Origin of the sequence: Rhizomonospora bruguierae, assembly GCF_018397995.1 — a bacterium.
Lineage (GTDB): Bacteria > Actinomycetota > Actinomycetes > Mycobacteriales > Micromonosporaceae > Rhizomonospora > Rhizomonospora bruguierae.
The window spans coordinates 1-514 of record NZ_BBQH01000181.1; the positions used below are offsets into that span (position 1 = coordinate 1).

At 83.7% G+C, this 514-nt stretch carries 1 pseudogene; it reads left to right on the forward strand.

Annotation, left to right across the window (positions count from 1 at the left end):
* A pseudogene (locus KJS59_RS30750) lies at positions 1–514 on the forward strand (CHAT domain-containing protein); the annotation flags it as partial.

A 514-nucleotide genomic window follows, 5' to 3' on the forward strand; every position in this document is an offset into this window, starting at 1 on the left:
GCCGGCTCGCCGCGGCCCGGGGCCGCACCGCGACGGCGGACCGGCACCTGGAGCTGGCCGCCCGGTTCCGCCACCGCGGCCCCGCCTTCGGCCGGGCCGCCGGCTGGCTGGCACACGCCCTGCGCGCCGAGGCCCGGGGCGCCACCACGACCACGCTGCTGGCCTGCCGCCGCGGCCTGGACGCCGCCCGCGAGCACCAGCGCACCCTCGGCGCCGCCGAGCTGCGCGCCCACGCCACCGGGTACGGCGCGGAGCTGGCGGCGATCGGCCAGCGGCACGCGGTGCGCCGGGGCGACGCGCGGATGCTGCTGCTGTGGAGCGAGCGGTGGCGGGCCGGCGCGCTCGCCGTCCCGCCGACCCGGCCGCCGGACGACCGTGAGCTGGCCGCCGACCTGGCCGCGCTGCGGGACGTGATGCGCCGGCTGGAGACCGCCCGCGCGGACGGCGCGCCCACGGCGCGGCTGGAGCACGACCGGCGCCGGCTGGAGGCGGCGGTCCGCGCCCGCACGCGGCG